We start from the raw sequence: 15,766 nt of genomic DNA, 5'->3' as shown, positions 1-15,766 counted from the left end.
GTTTACATTTTAAACTACCCTACCCATCCATTTAACCCTATAGATACGCCTCTAAGCTGAGTGGCCTCAACGGCCATGGAGACCTATATACACCATGGCTACTCAGTTTACTAAAAGGCCGCTAGGGTTTATGCCATTCCAGCAATAAATTATTTGCGGGCATCTTATGAACTTCTCGTAACACTAAGTCTCGGCACCACTCAGTCAGTTCACTAATATCACGGTAGCCACCATATCCACGCTCGATAAGTGACTCATGGAATGCCTTATTACTTTCAGAGGAAAACTCTCCGCCGATAGTAAAAGGGCCATATTGACAGAAAATCCCACCTGAAGGTAAGTATTCACTTACTGATTTCATCAGCTGCTCTGCCTCATGACGTTGCATAATGTGAGCGGTATTAGCACTGTAAATACCTTGTACCGATAACGCTGGAAAGGCGTCTTTACCTATTGTGAGCGATACAGGCTTTGAAACGTTAGGTAGCGCAGCTTCTTCTAACCACGCCGTAATACCCTCATGGTGATCAGGCTGATCACTACAGTACCATTGCAAATGAGGAAGGTTTTCAGCAAAGTAAACGGCATGCTGCCCCGTACCACTGCCAATTTCTAACACGCCTTTACAATTAGCAAACGTACGGTTAAGTACAGCTAAAATAGGCGCTTTGTTATTTTCGCACGCTTGGCTAAACGGCTTTGAAAACGACTCAGTCATGTAAATTAGGCCCCAACCATTTCTCAGCTTCTTCCAATGTCCAACCTTTACGGGTGGCGTAGTCTTCCACTTGGTCTTTTTGAATTTTAGCCACGGCAAAATATTTACTTTGAGGGTGGGAGAAATACCACCCCGATACTGCCGCTCCAGGCCACATAGCGTAGCTTTCGGTGAGTTTCATACCAGTATGCTGCTGTGCCGATAATAAATCCCAAATAAGCTGCTTTTCAGTATGCTCAGGGCACGCTGCATAACCTGGCGCCGGTCGAATACCTTGGTATTTTTCTCGGATAAGGTCGTCATTGGTTAAGTTTTCACTTTCCGCATAGCCCCAATACACTTTGCGCACTTGTTCGTGCAAATATTCAGCAAAGGCTTCGGCTAACCTATCGGCCACGGCTTTTACCATAATTCCGTTGTAGTCATCCCCAGCTTTAATGAAGCTATCGGCTAGCTCATCTTCACCTATTCCGCCTGTCACCGCGAAAGCACCGATATAATCATTAATACCTGATGATTTCTCGGCAACATAATCGGCTAAGCAATAGTTAGCGAATTTATCTTTTAAGGTTTGCTGACGAAGATGATGCGCTACCCCTTGCACTTCTGAGCGAGACTCATCGGTATACACTTCAATATCATCATCTACCCTATTAGCAGGAAATAACCCAATAACACCTTTAGCGGCCAATGAATTATTAGCGATAATGTTATCAAGCATTTCGTTGGCGTCGCTAAATAAGGACTTTGCTTCTTCCCCTACCACATCATCTTCTAGAATTCGTGGATACTTGCCGGCCAAAGACCAAGTCAGGAAGAACGGTGTCCAATCGATATACGGACGCAAGGTAGCGATATCTACATCCACCGGTGTTACCCCTAACTTCTTAGGTGTTACCGGTGCTTCTGTAAAATCTGGTGTGAATGCATTGGCGCGTGCTTGGGCTAGGGTAACTGGCTTGCTGCGCGGTTTTTTACGGGCGTGTTGGTCACGTACTTTGTCGTATTCTTTTGCCAGTTCTTCGGCATAAATATCTCGAGAGCCACGGTTAAGCAGCTTTTGACACACGCCAACTGCGCGACTTGCATTAGGTACATACACCACAGGGGCATGATAATTTTGTTCTATCTTAACTGCCGTGTGTGCTTTGGAAGTAGTTGCACCGCCAATTAAAAGCGGTAAGTCGAAGCCTTGACGCTCCATCTCTTTGGCTACATGCACCATTTCATCAAGTGAAGGCGTAATAAGGCCAGAGAGCCCAATCATGTCTACGTTTTCATCTTTCGCCACTTGCAAGATAGTAGCTGCAGGTACCATCACCCCGAGATCAATCACTTCGAAGTTATTACATTGCAATACAACGCCTACGATGTTTTTACCAATGTCGTGAACGTCGCCTTTCACGGTGGCAAGCAATATTTTACCATTGCTCTTAGTGCCATCGGATTTTTCGGCTTCAATGTAAGGCTGTAAGTGGGCCACGGCCTTTTTCATTACCCGCGCCGACTTTACAACCTGAGGCAAGAACATTTTGCCTTCACCAAACAAGTCGCCAACAATGTTCATGCCGTCCATTAACGGCCCTTCAATTACATGTAGCGGGCGCTCGGCCTGCAAACGGGCTTCTTCAGTATCATCAATAATGTAATCAGTAATACCTTTTACCAGCGCATGAGCCAAACGCTTATTAACGTCTTGCTCTCGCCAGCTTAAATCTTCTTTTGCCGCCGCTTTACCGTCGCCTTGATAGTTAGGGGCGATATCAAGCAAGCGTTCAGTAGAGTCGCTACAACGATTTAGAATGACATCTTCTACCGCTTCACGAAGTTCTTTTGGTATTTCATCATAAACTTCAAGCTGCCCCGCATTCACGATAGCCATGTCCATACCGGCACGAATGGCGTGGTATAAAAACACCGAATGCATCGCTTCGCGTACGGGGTTATTGCCCCTAAACGAGAACGAAATATTAGAAAGGCCACCGGAAATATGTGCATAAGGGCAAAGCTCACGAATTTTCGCTGTGGCTTCAATAAAATCTACGGCGTAGTTATCGTGCTCTTCTATACCCGTTGCTACCGCAAAAATATTCGGGTCGAAGATAATATCTTCAGGTGGAAAACCGATAGATTCTGTCAGCAGTTTATAACTGCGCTGGCATATCTCAACTTTACGCGCTTGGGTATCTGCCTGCCCCGTTTCATCAAACGCCATCACTACCGTGGCAGCACCATAACGTTTGATTTTCTTGGCTTGGGTAAGAAAGCTTTCTTCACCCTCTTTAAGGCTGATTGAGTTTACAATCGCCTTGCCTTGCACGCATTTTAGCCCGGCTTCAATCACTTCCCATTTTGATGAGTCAATCATAATAGGCACCCGACTGATATCAGGCTCAGAAGCAATCAAGTTCAAAAAGGTAACCATGGCCTGCTTGGAATCAAGCATGGCCTCGTCCATATTGATATCGATGATTTGCGCGCCGCTTTCAACTTGCTGGCGGGCAACATCAAGGGCAGTTTCATAATCGCCTTCAAGAATAAGACGTTTGAAGCGTGCTGAACCGGTAACGTTAGTACGTTCACCAATATTAATAAATGTAGAAAATTGTGCGCTCACGCTGCCTCCTAATGTACAAACGGCTCAAGGCCAGACAAACGCATTTTAGGTTCGAACTTAGGCACCGTTCTTGGTGCTATGCTGCTTACCGCATCGGCAATAGCACGAATATGTTCTGGCGTACTGCCACAGCAACCGCCAACAATATTCACTAAACCCGACTCTGCCCATTCTTTGATATGTTCGGCCATTTCAGGCGCTTCTAAATCGTATTCGCCAAATTCGTTAGGTAAACCTGCATTGGGGTGAGCAGATACAAGGCACTCGCTAATCGTTGAGACTTCTTCAACATATTGGCGTAATAAGTCAGGCCCTAATGCGCAATTTAGGCCAAACGAAAATGGGCTAATGTGGCGCATTGAATAATAAAAGGCTTCAGAGGTTTGTCCTGAGAGCGTTCTGCCTGATGCGTCGGTAATGGTGCCTGAAATCATCACTGGCAAATACTTACCTAGTTTTTCGAATACGGTTTCCACGGCAAAAGCCGCCGCTTTAGCATTTAGCGTATCGAAAATGGTTTCAAGCATAATCAAATCTACGCCGCCTTCAATTAACGCTTCGGTAGACTCTGTGTACGCTTCTACTAAGGCATCGAAAGTCACGTTGCGCTTACCTGGGTCGTTAACATCAGGAGAGATAGACGCTGTACGATTAGTTGGGCCTAATACACCTGCGACAAACCTTGGTTTATCTGGCGTTTTTGCCGTGAACTCATCGGCTGCTTTTCTGGCTAATTTGGCTGCGGCAATGTTGATGTCTCTTGATTGCGCTTCCATGTCGTAATCGGCCATGGCGATGGTAGTAGCGTTGAAGGTATTGGTTTCAACAATATCAGCGCCTGCTTCAAAATAATCGCAGTGAATTTGATAAATAATATCTGGCTGTGTAATGGCTAAAAGGTCGTTATTACCCTTCACGTCACAATGCCAGTCCGCAAACTGAGTGCCACGGTAATCTTCTTCTTCCAGCTTGTGTTGCTGGATCATGGTGCCCATTGCACCATCTAATACGAGAATACGTTGTTGTGCAGCGCTTAGCAGTGTTGCTTGCGCGCTAGAAACTGGATGTTGACTCACGCGTTACCTCTTTGGCTGTGATTTTTCAGCTAACTGATTTAAGTCATACGGCGTTGTTTGGTAAACATAGTAGTTTAACCAGTTTGTGAAGAACAGACTCCCGTGGGAGCGCCATCTAACGATAGGCGATTTGTTCGGGTCGTTATCCGTAAAATAATTTTTTGGTATGGCGGGGGTTTGCCCAGCTTTGACGTCCCTAAAATACTCATCTTTAAGGGTATCAGCATCATATTCTGGATGCCCTGTAACGAAAACCATGCGTTTGTCTTCTGAGGCAACAATATAGGCGCCTACTTCTTCAGATTCCGCCACCACATGCAGTCCGTCTACACTATTATAATTCGCGGTATCGATATGCCCATAACGAGAATGAGGCGCATAGAATACAGGGTCGAAGCCACGTAATAATTCATTATGTGGGTCGTTTACTTTATGCTCGAACACACCTGAGAATTTTTCTTTGCGCAGCGTGCGAGTAAAGTTATAAAAGTGATACATGGCAGCATGTGCAGCCCAGCATAAATACAGCGTGGAGTTAACGTGACGCTGTGCCCATTCCAAAATGGTGGTCATGGTATCCCAGTACTTTACGTCTTCGTATTTTAGTAAAGCGAGAGGTGCGCCAGTCACGATAAGACCATCGTACTTTTTGTCTGCCACTTGCGAAAAGTCGTGGTAGAAAGCATCCATGTGAGACTGAGGGGTATTTTTGGGCGCCTGACTATCAATGCGAATAAAATCCACATCAATTTGTAGTGGCGTGTTGGAGAGTAACCTCAACAGCTGTACTTCAGTCTCAATTTTATTAGGCATCAAGTTTAAGATACCAACTTTAAGAGGACGTATATCCTGATTCGCCGCCCTATTGCTCTCCATGGTGAAGATATTTTCGCCCAACAACACATTCTGCGCAGGCAGTTGTTCTGGTATACGAATTGGCATAGAAGGCTCCAGTCATAAATTACTATGACTGTATTGTGGCAATTAACACACAGATGTCAACATCTTTACGTCTAGACGTCTAAACGGACGTTTAACAGTGTTATTGAGAAGGGGATTGTTTGTGCACCATAAACAACATTTCTGCTTCGGCACGGGGAATATCACAGGCCTCCATCACTTCTTCGATACTAGCGCCTTGCTTTACTAACTCGGCGGCACGCTGATAAAGCCGGAGTGAGGGATCTTGAAGTTTTACTTCGCGGATTTGGTTTTCGAAATCGTCTTGCTTGGCTTGAAGGGCTTGCAGATGGCGCGTCACCACTAAACTTCTCGTTTGGGCTTCATTTTGTTGATGACCAAAATCTCGGATTTGAGTATCCATGTCATCGGTTCTGCGCGTTACAAGCTCTTGCAGTTCAACTAACGCCGCATGTGTTTTTCGCTCTTTAAACGTCAACCATATTGCAAAAATAACCAGTGCTATAACAAGCACAAGCAATATAAGTTCGTTGATTGTTGGAGCAATAAACTGCAGATCCATATGCGAAGAAGCCTTAATTCGTACCTATATAAAACGGAAATAAAAAAGGCAGATAACCCAGTTACCTGCCCTTTAGACGTGTAGGCTGACTAAATTGAACTTAGTTCATCCCACTCTTCGTCACTTAAAAGTTTGTTTAAATCCACTAGGATAAGAAGCTCACCGTCTCGGTTGCTAACACCCTGGATAAACTTAGCACTTTCTTCAGTACCCACGTTTGGCGCACTGTCAATTTCAGACGAGCGAAGGTAAACCACTTCAGCCACGCTATCAACAAGTATACCCACGACTTGCTCATCAGATTCGATGATCACAATACGGGTATTATCCGTTATTTCTGTTGGTGGTAATCCAAAACGCGCACGTGTATCAATGACCGTAACAACATTACCACGTAGGTTAATGATACCTAATACGTAGTTAGGTGCGCCGGGTACAGGTGCAATTTCAGTGTAACGCAATACTTCTTGCACTTGCATTACGTTAATACCGTATGTTTCTTCACCTAAGCGGTATGTCACCCATTGAAGGACTTCATCGTTACTATCGGTGGTATTACTGTTCGTTCTTTCGTCGCTCATGAACCTGGCTCCCAATACTCGGCGTCTGGTCGTTACTGCCTAAGCCTTTGTTAAGCATAGATATTAATTCGTTAACGTCAATTAACGCGCACATTTTCTCTTTAACCATCCCCGCTAACCAGGGACGCTTACCGGTAGACTCACGCCATTTGACGTCAGCTTTTGCCAAGGTGACCGTGTTAACCAGTTTCTCACTGGCCAATCCCCACGAACTATCCCCTAACATAATAAGATATCGGTAGTTCAATGACTCTGCGAGACTCTCATCATACTTTTCTGGCATGACCCACCTTGCAGAATCTACAACGCTAAGCTTTTCTTCGCGATGTATCATTACCCCCATAAACCAATCTGGTTTACCAAATAAAGGGCCTATCTTTTCAATCTGATGAATACCACCTAGGGTGGTTAATGGCACCGCTAATGTTAACCCTGCCACTTCAAAAAATAATGCCTGAAAATTATTTTCGAGGCTGTCGACCAACAATCCTTTTTCAACTGATTGCCCCTCATCTGAAGAGGCCTCGACTGACTCAGCAGTCTCATTATCTATTTCATTGTAGTCGCTTTTTTCGTATTGCGTAGTTTCTTCGACATCTTTGCCTGTGCTAGATGACACCGCTTCAATGATGGCTTCTTCAACCACGATTTGTTCAGTGGCAGGTGCTTCATCAATTGTGGCTTCTTCGGCTAACGTTTGTACTGCCTGCTCAAGCAATTTTGCCGTTCGCGCAGTGACGTCTGCCGGATCATCTGGCTCTTTTAATAGGCTATCGAGATAAGCCTCTACAACGTCTTCCCGTGCAAAAGGTCCTTGATTGCTCATCTAACTTTACTTCTCCAAAACCTCAAGTAACTTGCTATAAGCCGTTACCCCTCGGGTTTTCGGGTATGCTGCGGAAATTGGCAACTGTACTAAACTCGCATCTCTAAAATGCGTATCTACGGGAATTACACCTTGCCAAACCCGCTCTCCATAATCGCTCATTAAACGCTTTCTTGATTCAAGTGCCGCGTTCGTGCGTTTGTCGAACATAGTAGGAATAATCACAGTGTCAAAAGACTTTTGAAGAGAGCGCCCCATTATTTCCATGGTGCGTATCATTCTGTCTAAGCCTTTCAGTGCCAAATACTCTGTTTGTGTCGGCACTATCACTTTATTACATGCTGCCAATGCGTTGACCATAAGTACACCAAGTACTGGCGGACAATCAATAATGACAACATCAAATTCATTCTCTACTTTGGCCAGCGCTTTTTTTAGCACTAAGCCCATTCCTTGCTCACTACCCATTGTTCTGTCTAATGTGGCTAACGCCATGGTAGCGGGCAAAACGTACAAATTATCTAGCTTAGTTGGACACAAACAGTCCATGACCATATCGGCAGTGATATCAGAAGACTTAATAAAAATGTCGTAGACAGATTGACTGAGTAACTCTGCGTCTATGCCGAAATAGTAACTAAGTGAGGCGTGGGGGTCGGTATCAACCATCAATACCCGCTTCCCGCGCTGAGCTAACAAACCACCTAAGGTTACTGTCGTTGTTGTTTTACCAACTCCGCCTTTCTGGTTTGCAACTGTCCACACCTTCATCGTTTTAATTCCCAGCTTATATTTACTTGGGGTGTTGTTCATTCACAGACAACACTGCCGCTGCGCTTAGGCTATTTCATTTCGGTTAAGATACAGCTGCTCATGTCATCTATATCAATACTGTTAACCGATATGTTTGCAACAGCTACCGCTTGAGGCATGCCATAAACAACACATGAATCCTGATCTTGCGCCCAAATGGTAGCACCATTGTCTTTCATCAAACGGCAGCCTTCTCGCCCATCTGCGCCCATACCAGTTAATATAATACCCAATAAATCGCCACCATAAGCTTTGGCCAGCGAACCGAAGGTTAAATCAACACTCGGCTTATAATTTATTTTATCAGACGGGTTAGCGTCGGTAATTACTACTTTCTTATGAGAGCCTGCACCCTCTATCAACATTTGTTTGCCACCGGGGGCTAAATAAGCGCACCCTGGTTTCAATATGTCTCCATGTTCAGCTTCTTTCACCGCAATATTGCAATGAGAATTTAGTCGCTGTGCAAACGCGTTAGTAAAAGTGCCAGGCATATGTTGCACCAACACAATTGGATAAGGAAAATCTGTCGGCAGTGCTACCAATATCTTCTGCAATGCCACGGGGCCACCCGTAGAGGCACCAATTGCTAAACACTTATACCTTTTACCAGAAGCCTTAATCGAGGAAACGGTAGGCTGCCTCGTGGCATCTTTCCTTCCGGTCAGTAGATTAGAGCTCTTGAAAAACGCTGGTTTCGGCGCGTTATCAGGAAACTTCCTACTTTCAATTCGCTTTAATACAGGGCGTTTGATACCAACACCACGCCGTGCAATTAATCTTACTTTTGTACAGAGCAGTCGTGCTGCATCTTTACGGTCTTGGGCGATATCTTCGAATTTCTTTGGCAAAAAATCTAATGCACCGGCTTCTAACGCATCTAGTGTCGCTTGTGCACCATGGTGCGTAAGAGACGAAAACATCAAAATAGGCACAGGCCGCTTTTCCATAATGGCCTTTACCGCTGAAATGCCATCCATTACCGGCATTTCCACATCCATTGTGACTACATCGGGTAGCAGTGTATCTATTTTATCTAGTGCATCTTGCCCGTTACGAGCTTCGCCAATAACTTCAAGTTCTCTATCTTCGTCGAGAATTTCACGAACTCGACGACGATAAAAAGTAGAATCGTCCACGACCAGGACTTTAAAGACCATGGATGTAAATTTCCTATGTGTTCCGCCGTATTACTTTAAAGGCTTCCGAGCATAACGCTTCAATAAGCTAGGAACATCTAAGATGAGTGCAATTCCACCGTCGGATGTGATAGTCGCTCCCGCCATACCTGGCGTTCCCTGTAATAAGGCATCTAATGGTTTTATCACCACTTCTTCTTGGCCTATTAGCGCATCAACAACAAAACCAACTTGCTGAGTGCCTATTTGAACCACGACGACGTGACCTTTTTCTTTGATTATATTTTTAGGTCCGCGGATCAACCATTCTCCAAGGAAGAACAGTGGTATCGCTTTAGAACGAACTATCATGGTTAATTGGCCATCAACCGTATTGGTTTTCTTGATGTCCATATTGATAATTTCGTTGACCGCACCTAACGGTAACGCGAACGTTTGTTTGCCAACCACAATCATTAGGGTAGGTAATATCGCAAGCGTAAGTGGAACTTTAATATCGAGTCGCGTGCCTTTCCCAAGGTGAGAATCAATACTAATGGTACCGTTAAGCTGGTTAATTTTTGTTTTAACCACATCCATGCCTACACCACGGCCCGAGATATCACTTATCTCAGTTTTCGTAGAGAAACCTGGTGCAAAAATAAGATTAAACGCTTCAACATCAGACATACGCGCAGCCGCATCGGCGTCTAAAACACCTCGACTTATCGCAATCTCTTTCAGTTTTTCCGCATCCATGCCCTTACCGTCATCTTCAATGGTAAGTAGGATATGATCACCTTCTTGAGAAGCCGCTAATCTCACGGTCCCCATTCGGGATTTACCTGTAGCAGCACGGTCATCTGGCATTTCAATACCATGATCCACTGAGTTTCTCACTAAGTGAACCAACGGATCGGCCAATGCTTCTACCAGGTTTTTATCTAAATCTGTCTCTTCACCTTCCAACTCTAAGGTGATTTCTTTTTTCAAACTACGTGCTAAGTCTCGAACAACGCGAGGGAAGCGGCCAAACACTTTCTTAATTGGCTGCATGCGGGTTTTCATAACCGCACCCTGCAAATCGCCCGTTACCACATCAAGGTTAGCAATTGCCTTAGACATACTTTCGTCGGCATTGTTTATTCCTAAACTCAGCAAACGATTTCGTACTAATACTAACTCACCGACCATATTCATAATTTGGTCTAGGCGCTTGGTATCAACACGTACTGTGGTTTCTGCTTGAGGAGGTGCTGGGGTTGCTTTTTTGTCGTCTTTCTTAGCCGCGGCTTTAGCAGGCTCTGGCGCCTTTTTAGCTGCTGGACTAGGCGCTGGCGCTTTTGCGGCAGGCGTTGATTTAGCTGGCGTACTAGCGGCAGATTGCTCTGCTTTAGCCTTCTGAATTGCTTCTGTCGCCTTTTTATCTACAGGCGGAGTATTTGCTGCTGGTTCAGCGCCTTGCGCTGTAGGCCCTTGGCCTGAACCATGTAACTGGTCAAGTAGTGCTTCAAACTCATCGTCGGTAATTTCTTCACCGCTAGGCGCTGACGCTTTTGGCGCAGCTGCAGGCGCGGATTCTTCTTCTTTGAATTTACCTTTGCCATGCAATTCGTCTAACAGCGCTTCAAATTCGTCGTCGGTAATATCATCACCTGAACCAGCGGCAGCGGGTGCAGCCGCTTTTGGTTCTGCTTTAGGCGCAGATTTACCTGGGGCGTTTGAACCATGAAGTTCATCAAGTAAAGCTTCAAATTCATCTTCAGAAATTTCATCGATGCCGCCATCGCTGCTGGCAGCAGGCGCTTCAGGTACGGGCGCTTCTTCCAACGCAAATTCTTCCTCGACAACTTCGGCAGCGGGGGCTTCAGCCGCATCACTACTGTCACCAAAGATATTTTCGTCTGGAGTTTCTGGGGTGCTTAACTTATGCAGCAAATCAACTAACTTTGCGTCTGCAGGTACTAGCGGCTCTTGCGCTTTAACACGCTCAAACATATCTACTACTACATCGGTGGCCTGAAGAATGGTGTCCATCAATTCAGGCGTAAGAGTACGTTGTCCGTTTCGCATTACATCGAAAACGTTTTCTGCACCGTGGCAAATTTCAACTAATTCAGTAAGCGACAAAAAGCCGGCGCCACCTTTTACGGTATGGTAACCCCGGAAGATAGCATTAAGTAAATCTCCATCTTCAGGATTATTTTCCAGATCAACGAGCTGTTCTTGTAATTGTTCAAGGATCTCCCCAGCTTCAACTAGAAAGTCCTGTAATATATCCTCGTCAACATCAAACGCCATGCGCCCGCTCCCCTAAAAACCTAAGCTAGACAAAAGATCATCTACGTCATCTTGGCCAGATACCACATCATCGCGTTGGTCTGCATCAATAATTGGACCTTCGGCTTCGACACCATCAATCTTGTTAACTTTTTCGACTTTCGCTTCAGATGGCTTGTCTTGCTCTGACTGTTCGGGTTCACCGAACATCGTCAGCATATTAACTAAGCTATCTTCCACTTCTTTTACGAGTTCAATCACTCTGCGAATAACTTGACCGGTAAGATCTTGATAACCTTGTGCCATTAACACTTCGGTAAGCAATGATGTAAGCTTAGACGATTGTTTCGATCCGTCTTCTAGCAATTCGTCTAAATCTGCGCATAAAACTTTGAATTCACCCAACTCAAGTTGACGATTCATCAGTTTTTTCCATTCCGGCATAATTTTTTCGATGCGTGTAGAAAGCACTTCCGCAATTGGCATGCACTCTTCAACAGCATCCATAGTGGTATTGGCCGCTTTTTCCGTCTCTTCGATAACGTACATCAGTCGCGTCTGCGCATCAGGAATGTCATCAACGGTTAAATTTTTAATACGTTCATCGATTTGGAAATTATTTAACGAATCATGAAGTTGACGCGTTAATTTACCAACTTCAGCAAAGAGCTCAATGGACTCTTTCATCGAAACGGCTTCTAAGACGGCGTTCGCTGATGCGTTATCGCCCTCTTCAAGATACGCTACCAATTTTTTGGCTTCTTCGAGCGTTATAGAGACACTTTCATTTGTCGACATCCAGTAAACCTCATTTCTCTGGTGAGCGTCTGGATCAACCTAAACGTTCGAAGATTTTGTCTAATTTCTCTTTCAACGTAGCGGCAGTGAAAGGTTTTACAACATAACCGTTTACACCAGCTTGCGCTGCGGCAACGATTTGTTCTTTCTTCGCTTCTGCTGTCACCATGAGAACCGGTAGGTGCTTCAACTTATCGTCGGCACGTATAGCGCGTAATAAGTCGATACCTTGCATACCTGGCATATTCCAATCTGTTACAACAAAGTCAAAATCACCTTGTTGTAGCATAGGCAGCGCGGTGTTACCGTCGTCCGCTTCCTGGATATTGGCAAAACCCAAATCTTTTAGCAGGTTCTTTATGATACGTCTCATGGTAGAAAAATCGTCAACCACGAGAATTTTCATACTTTTATCCAAAATAGCCTCCAATGAGGGGTTAATTGTTATTAATTTCTATTCTTCGTCAACTTGCCACGATTTCATTCGTGATTTGAGTTTTAACATGGCCTGACTATGAATCTGACTCACTCGCGATTCACTAACATCAAGAACTTCACCTATTTCTCTAAGGTTCAGTTCTTCATCATAGTATAAAGAAAGTACAATCGCTTCCCGTTCGGGTAATGTAGTAATAGCATGTGCTAGCGCTTTTTGGAAAGCCCCTTGCATCAAATCTTCTAACGGTGCGTCGCTGCCTCGGTTTTTTTCTGTAGAAATAACATCTTCAGAAACACCTAGGTCCTCAATACCCACCAATTTCCCAGCATTCACTTCGTTAAGCATTTGATGATAATCTTGCATACTGACATTCATTTTAGCTGCAATATCAACATCTCGCGCGTCTCGGCCTGTTTCACCTTCAACTTGAGAGATTGCTTCGGTGATTGCCCTTCCGTTTTTATGAACAGAGCGAGGCGTCCAATCACCTTTTCTTATTTCATCAAGCATGGCGCCGCGAATACGAATACCTGCAAAGGTTTCGAAACTTGCACCTTTGGAACCGTCAAAATTTCGTGCAGCTTCTAGCAGTCCAATCATACCTGACTGGATTAAATCATCGACAAGAACACTGGCTGGTAATCTCGCCATTAAGTGGTGTGCTATTCGCTTCACCAGCGAAGCGTGACGCTCAACTAATTGTGACTTGTCCGTTTGCTGTTGATAAGCGGCTGCTTTGCTATTCAACGCTGACTTCCTACTGCTTTATCTGCTACTAGTTGTTCAATAAAAAATTCTAAATGACCACCTGGTTGCGCAGGAATAGGCCATGATGCTGCTTTGGCTGCTAGCTGGCTAATTGCCACGGCTGCCGGCGAACTTGGGTAAGCATCTACAATTGACGTTTGTTTACGTACTGCTTTGCGTATGTTCTCGTCAAAAGGAACTGTTGCTACCAATTCTAGCGCAACATCTAAAAATCGCCCTGTTACTTTAGATAATTTACTGAAAAGCTCCTGACCTTCTCTAACATCGCGGACCATGTTGGCGACCACTTTGAAGCGAAAAACACCGTGCTCTCGGTTAAGAATTTTAATTAACGCATAGGCATCAGTGAGTGAAGTGGGCTCATCGCACACTACCACCATAATATCTTGAGAGGCTTTGGAGAAACTTAGCACCATATCGGAAATACCCGCTGCGGTATCCACAATAAGTACATCAATGGGCGAGCGCAATTCGCTAAAAGCTCTAATGAGCCCTGCATGCTGCGTTGGTGATAGCTCTGCCATTGATTGAGAGCCTGATGTGGCTGGTGCTATTTTTATACCGTGAGGGCCCGTAACGAGTACATCGTCCAAGGTACACTCACCAGATAATACGTGAGAGAGGTTTTTCTCTACGCGCAATCCTAGCATTACATCCACATTGGCCAGACCTAAGTCTGCATCCAATACCATTACCCGCTTTCCCTGCTTTGCCATAGCAATAGCGGTGTTTAGCGTAATATTTGTCTTACCAACGCCACCTTTACCTCCGGTGACGGCGATAACTTTGATTAATCGTGATTGCTTCATTTTTCGTAAGCTACTCGCTTGATCATCAATCATACTGCTCGTGCTGTTTTAACCACATTGTTACTAGTAGTATGATTCAAACCGTACTTTTTATAAAGCTTTGCAGCAGCAGATACTAAAGATTTTGCTTCTGCAATCTTAATGTCTTCAGGAACTTTCTGTCCATCTGTTACATAACTGACAGGTAACTGGTACTCCACCGCAGCGCTAAGCACTTCGCCTAGAGAGTAGCACTCATCAAGCTTTGTAAAGATACAACCGCTAAGTTCCACCCCTTCGTACGCATCTATAATACGTTGCAACGCAGCATATTGGGTATTCGCTTGCGCTACTAGGTATTTTTTTACTGGCTGCATTTGGCCGTTATCAAATTGATTTATCTGTTTAATTAATCGACTATCTCGCTGACTAAAGCCTGCCGTATCAATTAACACTAGTCTCTTATGGCGTAATTGAAACAATAAATCTGATAATTCTTCACTACTTTGCGCTTTACGCACCGTGCAACCAATAATTTTTCCATATGTGGCTAATTGCTCAAACGCTGCAATACGGTAGGTATCTATCGTAATCATGGCAACGGAGTCAGCACCGTATTTCTGTGCATAGCGTGCAGCCAATTTCGCTACTGTGGTAGTTTTACCTGTTCCGGTAGGACCCACTAACGCTACTGCGCCCTTTTGCGTAAGTATATCGTTACCTGTCACATTAATGCGATTAGCCAATAGGTTTAGAAGATACACCCAGGCGTCACGCTCGTTGTAATGCGACGGCGTATAACTAATCAGTTGCTCTGCCAGTGATTGGCTTAACCCCATATCGGTTAAACGCTGAATTAAGTAATGGTGTACAGGCTGCTGACGACGACTTTTTGCTTCCATCAAATCGGCAACTTGGTATTGAAGTACATTTCGTAGTGACGCCAATTCCTCTTTAATCTGCGATAACTCGTCAGATTTAGCAGCACTACTATTATCAAGGCTTTCATTTAGGCTAGACGCCTGATGGCTTGGGAATTCTGAGGTGTGCTGGCTTGCTTCTACATCGTCGATAAAGGCTTCTGAAAAGTCTAAGTGCGAAGCAATTTGATTAGCATGCTGAGCATTGGCACTGGGGGCTGGTGCTGAAGTTGGGCTTTGAATACTGCCACCATGTTGTTTTTCCAACAGTGCTTTTAAGCTGTCTGGACCATCATCACCGATGATTTCACTAAGACTAGGAACCGCTGCTTTCGCTTGTCCTTGTGCACTAGGTGCAGGCTTTTTAATCGACAGTTTAGCTTCTGGCTCTTTATCGTAAGCGGCTACCAGTTCGATACCGTCAGCAAGCTTTCGGTTTGACATGATAACGGCATCACTGCCTAATTCCGCTTTAACTTGGCTTAAAGCTTCTCGCATATCTTTGCCAAAGAAACGTCTGATTTTCATTGAAAACTCTCCA

At 44.7% G+C, this 15,766-nt stretch carries 15 protein-coding genes; all 15 read right to left on the bottom strand.

Annotated elements, in window-relative coordinates:
- Positions 1-121: 121 nt before the first annotated feature.
- The 15 genes from J8L84_RS13630 to flhF all read right to left on the bottom strand — a co-directional run bounded on the left by J8L84_RS13630 (position 122) and on the right by flhF (position 15,753).
- Positions 122-718, bottom strand: a complete 597-nt coding sequence (locus J8L84_RS13630; protein WP_211071171.1) for a DUF938 domain-containing protein — start codon at positions 716-718, stop codon at positions 122-124.
- The gene (gene metH / locus J8L84_RS13625; RefSeq protein ID WP_211071170.1) at positions 711-3,335 is read right to left on the bottom strand and encodes a methionine synthase; all 2,625 of its coding nucleotides are present in this window, start codon (positions 3,333-3,335) and stop codon (positions 711-713) included. Before metH ends, J8L84_RS13630 begins: the two co-directional genes overlap by 8 nt.
- A gap of 8 nt (positions 3,336-3,343) precedes the next feature.
- On the bottom strand, positions 3,344-4,411 hold the full coding sequence (locus J8L84_RS13620; protein WP_129737091.1) for a homocysteine S-methyltransferase family protein: 1,068 nt from the start codon (positions 4,409-4,411) through the stop codon (positions 3,344-3,346).
- A gap of 3 nt (positions 4,412-4,414) precedes the next feature.
- On the bottom strand, positions 4,415-5,353 hold the full coding sequence (gene metA, locus J8L84_RS13615; RefSeq protein ID WP_057793277.1) for a homoserine O-succinyltransferase: 939 nt from the start codon (positions 5,351-5,353) through the stop codon (positions 4,415-4,417).
- 100 nt (positions 5,354-5,453) lie between these two features.
- Positions 5,454-5,894, bottom strand: coding sequence for a DUF2802 domain-containing protein (locus tag J8L84_RS13610; protein ID WP_211071169.1), 441 nt, complete (start codon positions 5,892-5,894; stop codon positions 5,454-5,456).
- A gap of 89 nt (positions 5,895-5,983) precedes the next feature.
- On the bottom strand, positions 5,984-6,475 hold the full coding sequence (locus J8L84_RS13605; RefSeq protein ID WP_211071168.1) for a chemotaxis protein CheW: 492 nt from the start codon (positions 6,473-6,475) through the stop codon (positions 5,984-5,986).
- The gene (locus J8L84_RS13600; protein WP_211071167.1) at positions 6,450-7,301 is read right to left on the bottom strand and encodes a chemotaxis protein CheW; all 852 of its coding nucleotides are present in this window, start codon (positions 7,299-7,301) and stop codon (positions 6,450-6,452) included. Before J8L84_RS13600 ends, J8L84_RS13605 begins: the two co-directional genes overlap by 26 nt.
- 6 nt (positions 7,302-7,307) lie before the next feature.
- On the bottom strand, positions 7,308-8,072 hold the full coding sequence (locus J8L84_RS13595; protein ID WP_057793285.1) for a ParA family protein: 765 nt from the start codon (positions 8,070-8,072) through the stop codon (positions 7,308-7,310).
- A gap of 71 nt (positions 8,073-8,143) precedes the next feature.
- Entirely contained in the window at positions 8,144-9,274 is a 1,131-nt protein-coding gene (locus J8L84_RS13590) for a chemotaxis response regulator protein-glutamate methylesterase (RefSeq protein ID WP_211071166.1), read from the bottom strand.
- Between the two features lie 30 nt (positions 9,275-9,304).
- Positions 9,305-11,533 carry a chemotaxis protein CheA gene (locus tag J8L84_RS13585; protein WP_211071165.1) on the bottom strand — a complete coding sequence of 743 codons (2,229 nt, stop codon included), beginning with the start codon at positions 11,531-11,533 and terminating at the stop codon, positions 9,305-9,307.
- 12 nt (positions 11,534-11,545) lie between these two features.
- The gene (locus J8L84_RS13580) at positions 11,546-12,310 is read right to left on the bottom strand and encodes a protein phosphatase CheZ (protein WP_057793290.1); all 765 of its coding nucleotides are present in this window, start codon (positions 12,308-12,310) and stop codon (positions 11,546-11,548) included.
- Positions 12,311-12,344: 34 nt separating this feature from the next.
- Positions 12,345-12,728 carry a chemotaxis response regulator CheY gene (cheY, locus tag J8L84_RS13575; RefSeq protein ID WP_013785088.1) on the bottom strand — a complete coding sequence of 128 codons (384 nt, stop codon included), beginning with the start codon at positions 12,726-12,728 and terminating at the stop codon, positions 12,345-12,347.
- 36 nt (positions 12,729-12,764) lie between these two features.
- A complete protein-coding gene (locus J8L84_RS13570) occupies positions 12,765-13,496 on the bottom strand; it encodes an RNA polymerase sigma factor FliA (RefSeq protein WP_013785089.1) in 732 nt (243 codons plus the stop codon).
- Positions 13,493-14,359 (bottom strand): MinD/ParA family protein, encoded by an 867-nt coding sequence (locus J8L84_RS13565; protein WP_211071164.1) that lies wholly within the window; start codon positions 14,357-14,359, stop codon positions 13,493-13,495. Before J8L84_RS13565 ends, J8L84_RS13570 begins: the two co-directional genes overlap by 4 nt.
- The gene (gene flhF / locus J8L84_RS13560; protein WP_211071163.1) at positions 14,356-15,753 is read right to left on the bottom strand and encodes a flagellar biosynthesis protein FlhF; all 1,398 of its coding nucleotides are present in this window, start codon (positions 15,751-15,753) and stop codon (positions 14,356-14,358) included. Before flhF ends, J8L84_RS13565 begins: the two co-directional genes overlap by 4 nt.
- Between the last annotated feature and the right edge of the window lie 13 nt (positions 15,754-15,766).

The sequence above is a fragment of the Alteromonas sp. MMG017 genome (genome assembly GCF_018100795.1).
Lineage (GTDB): Bacteria > Pseudomonadota > Gammaproteobacteria > Enterobacterales > Alteromonadaceae > Alteromonas.
This window is presented reverse-complemented; position numbering and strand designations above follow the sequence as displayed.

Coding starts and splice junctions, on each gene's coding strand:
- J8L84_RS13630 (WP_211071171.1), bottom strand. CDS start 718: ATGACTGAGTCGTTTTCAAAGCCGTTTAGCCAAGCGTGCGAAAATAAC.
- metA (WP_057793277.1), bottom strand. CDS start 5,353: ATGCCAATTCGTATACCAGAACAACTGCCTGCGCAGAATGTGTTGTTG.
- J8L84_RS13610 (WP_211071169.1), bottom strand. CDS start 5,894: ATGGATCTGCAGTTTATTGCTCCAACAATCAACGAACTTATATTGCTT.
- J8L84_RS13605 (WP_211071168.1), bottom strand. CDS start 6,475: ATGAGCGACGAAAGAACGAACAGTAATACCACCGATAGTAACGATGAA.
- J8L84_RS13600 (WP_211071167.1), bottom strand. CDS start 7,301: ATGAGCAATCAAGGACCTTTTGCACGGGAAGACGTTGTAGAGGCTTAT.
- J8L84_RS13595 (WP_057793285.1), bottom strand. CDS start 8,072: ATGAAGGTGTGGACAGTTGCAAACCAGAAAGGCGGAGTTGGTAAAACA.
- J8L84_RS13590 (WP_211071166.1), bottom strand. CDS start 9,274: ATGGTCTTTAAAGTCCTGGTCGTGGACGATTCTACTTTTTATCGTCGT.
- J8L84_RS13585 (WP_211071165.1), bottom strand. CDS start 11,533: ATGGCGTTTGATGTTGACGAGGATATATTACAGGACTTTCTAGTTGAA.
- J8L84_RS13580 (WP_057793290.1), bottom strand. CDS start 12,310: ATGTCGACAAATGAAAGTGTCTCTATAACGCTCGAAGAAGCCAAAAAA.
- J8L84_RS13565 (WP_211071164.1), bottom strand. CDS start 14,359: ATGATTGATGATCAAGCGAGTAGCTTACGAAAAATGAAGCAATCACGA.
- flhF (WP_211071163.1), bottom strand. CDS start 15,753: ATGAAAATCAGACGTTTCTTTGGCAAAGATATGCGAGAAGCTTTAAGC.